Consider the following 2,604-nt stretch of genomic DNA (forward strand, 5'->3'; position numbering starts at 1 on the left):
CGTGACCGTCCCGTCGAAGGTCTCTTCGGTGATGTCGATGGTTGCCATAGGGAGATGATACCCCCCGGGGTATGATTGCGGCAAGCGGGGCGGCTCCGGCAGCCCCTCGGAGCGCAGGGAGGGCAGAGGGATGGGAAGGATGCCGGTGGATGCGGCCGCTTGGGACCGCCGCTACGCGGCCAGCGAAGGGGTCTGGGGTGCCGAACCGAACGTCTGGGTCGCGCAGGAGCTCAACGGGCTTGCCCCCGGGCGGGCGCTGGACCTCGGGGCGGGGGAGGGCCGCCATGCCGTGTGGCTGGCCGAACGGGGGTGGCAGGTGACGGCGGTGGACTTCTCCGCCGTGGCGCTGGAGCGCGGCAGGGCCGCGGCCGAGGCCCTGGGCGTCGGGGGACGGATCGAGTGGCGGGTGGAGGACGCCACCTGCTTCGCCCCGGAGCCGGCCCGCCTCGACCTCGCGCTCGCGGCCTACCTGCAGCTGCCGGCTGAGGGCCTGCGGGCTGCGCTGGCCTCTGCGGCACGCGGACTGCGCCCCGGCGGCCGGCTCCTGCTGGTCGCCCACGACGCCGCCAATCCCGGGCACGGCACCGGGGGCCCGAAGGACCCGGCGGTCCTCCAGAGCCCCGGGCAGGTCGCCGCATGGCTGCGGGACGCCGGGCTGGAGGTGGCCTCCGCCGAGACCCGACCCCGCCCCGTCCCCGGCAGCCTGCGCCCGGCCCTGGACTGCGTCGTCCTGGCCCGGGCCCCCCTGCCGCCGGTCCGGGAGGAAGCCCTCCACTCGGAATCGATACCCCCTAGGGTATAATTCCTGTCAGCGGCCCCGGAATGCCCGGTGCCCCATCGGAAGGGAATCCCTTATGAACAGCATCTCGGTGGACGAGCTGGCGGCCCTGGGCCGCGAGGCCTCCATCCTCGACGTCCGTGAGGACGACGAGTACGCCGAGGCCCGCGTCCCTGGCGCGAAGAGCGTCCCCCTCTCGCGCCTCGAGGCCTCGCTCGGCGAGCTCCCGCCGCGTCGGCCGGTGTACGTCATGTGCGCCTCGGGCGGGCGCAGCGCCAAGGCCACGGCCTTCCTGGCAGGGCAGGGCTTCGACGCGGTGAACGTCCTGGGCGGGATCACCGAGTGGTACCGCAGCGGGCACCCGGTCGACTTCGGCCCCCAGGGCCTGAGATGAGTGCCGCGGCCCCGCCCCTGCCGCCCAGGGGGGAGGCTGCCCCCGAGCCGGCCGCCTCGCTCGAGGTGCGCCGGCTGGCCAACCGGCTCAAGCGCGCCCGCGGCCAGCTCGGAGCCGTCGTCGACGCCCTCGAGTCCGGGGCGGACTGCCGCGCCGTGATCACCCAGCTCGCCGCCGTCCGCGGCGCCTTGGACAAGGCCGGCTTCGAGCTCATCTCCTCGGCCATGCGCGACTGCGTCGCCGCCGGCCCCGATGCCTCGGAGGGCGCCCTGGGCATGGATGAGCTGCGGCGGCTCTTCCTCAGCCTCGCCTGACCGCCTGACCCCCTGACCGCCCGGCCAGGCGGCCAGCCGGCCTGCCCGTTAGGACCCGCGGCGCCTACCGCCGCCAGAGGAAAGAGGACATCCCATGAACGAGAACCCCACCCCGGGCTCCGGCCTCGTCGTCCACGGCACCGGCCCCGCGCCCGAGGCGTGGCTTCCGGCCGCGATGCGCACTGCGCTCAACGCCGCAGCCGACCTCGGCGAGGGCGCAGCCGTCGAGATAGTCGTGCAGGGCCCGGCCGTGGCCCTGCTGACCGCTGCGCAGGGCCCGGCCGCCCAGCTGGAGGACCTCCGCGCCGCCGGCATCGCCATCCTGGCCTGCGGGAACAGCCTCCGCTCGGCCGGCATCGACGAGGGGGACCTCGCGGCCGGCGTCGGCACCGTTCCGGCAGCAGTCGGGCACCTCGCCCGCCGCCAGTGGGACGGCTGGGCCTACATGCGCATCTGACCGCCTCCCCGGCGGCGTTCATTTGACCCAAGATACCCCGGGGGGTATCTTGGGGACCGCAAGCCAGATTCAGCAGATCCTCACGGAGGAACATCATGGACGTCATCGTCATCGACACCCCCCAGCTCGGGGATCGAAGCTATCTCGTGCACGACGGCCGGGTGGGCCTCGTGATCGACGCCCAGCGCGACATCGACCGGGTGGAGGCAGCCGCGCGGGACGCCGGAGTCGAGGTGACCCACGTCGCCGAGACCCACCTGCACAACGACTACCTCACGGGCGGCCTGGCCTACGCCCGGAAGCACGGTGCGGCCTACCTGGTCAACGCGGCCGACGAGGTCGCGTTCGAGCGGACCCCGATCGCGGACGGGGAGACGGTGATGGTCGGGGAGCTGACAGTCAGGGCAGTCGCCACCCCGGGGCACACCCACCACCACCTCTCCTATGTCGTAGAGCACGACGGCGAGCAGGCCGTCTTCTCCGGCGGGAGCGTGCTCTACGGCTCGGTGGGGCGGACCGACCTGGTGGCTCCAGGGCACACCGTGGGCCTGACGCACGACCAGTACGCCTCGGCCCGCCGCCTGGCGAAGGAGGCGGCCGCGGACGCCGCGCTGTACCCGACGCACGGCTTCGGCTCCTTCTGCTCCTCCGGCCCCGCCAC

5 protein-coding genes are annotated in these 2,604 nt (G+C 73.9%); all 5 read left to right on the forward strand.

Annotated features, from left to right (window positions below; all coding sequences use genetic code 11):
- The first annotated feature begins 145 nt into the window (after positions 1-145).
- Positions 146-802: a class I SAM-dependent methyltransferase gene (locus V7053_RS18705; RefSeq protein WP_334173758.1), complete on the forward strand. Its 657-nt coding sequence runs from the start codon at positions 146-148 to the stop codon at positions 800-802.
- Between the two features lie 52 nt (positions 803-854).
- Positions 855-1,172 (forward strand): rhodanese-like domain-containing protein, encoded by a 318-nt coding sequence (locus V7053_RS18710; RefSeq protein ID WP_334173759.1) that lies wholly within the window; start codon positions 855-857, stop codon positions 1,170-1,172.
- Positions 1,169-1,486 carry a metal-sensitive transcriptional regulator gene (locus V7053_RS18715; protein WP_334173760.1) on the forward strand — a complete coding sequence of 106 codons (318 nt, stop codon included), beginning with the start codon at positions 1,169-1,171 and terminating at the stop codon, positions 1,484-1,486. The genes V7053_RS18710 and V7053_RS18715 overlap by 4 nt, the downstream gene beginning before the upstream one ends.
- Positions 1,487-1,580: 94 nt before the next feature.
- On the forward strand, positions 1,581-1,943 hold the full coding sequence (locus V7053_RS18720) for a DsrE family protein (RefSeq protein ID WP_334173761.1): 363 nt from the start codon (positions 1,581-1,583) through the stop codon (positions 1,941-1,943).
- Positions 1,944-2,038: 95 nt separating this feature from the next.
- Positions 2,039-2,604, forward strand: a 566-nt coding sequence (locus V7053_RS18725) for an MBL fold metallo-hydrolase (protein WP_334173762.1), incomplete at its 3' end; no start/stop codon positions are given.

Source organism: Sinomonas sp. (assembly GCF_036848755.1).
GTDB lineage: Bacteria > Actinomycetota > Actinomycetes > Actinomycetales > Micrococcaceae > Sinomonas.

Coding starts and splice junctions, on each gene's coding strand:
- V7053_RS18720 (WP_334173761.1), top strand. CDS start 1,581: ATGAACGAGAACCCCACCCCGGGCTCCGGCCTCGTCGTCCACGGCACC.
- V7053_RS18710 (WP_334173759.1), top strand. CDS start 855: ATGAACAGCATCTCGGTGGACGAGCTGGCGGCCCTGGGCCGCGAGGCC.
- V7053_RS18715 (WP_334173760.1), top strand. CDS start 1,169: ATGAGTGCCGCGGCCCCGCCCCTGCCGCCCAGGGGGGAGGCTGCCCCC.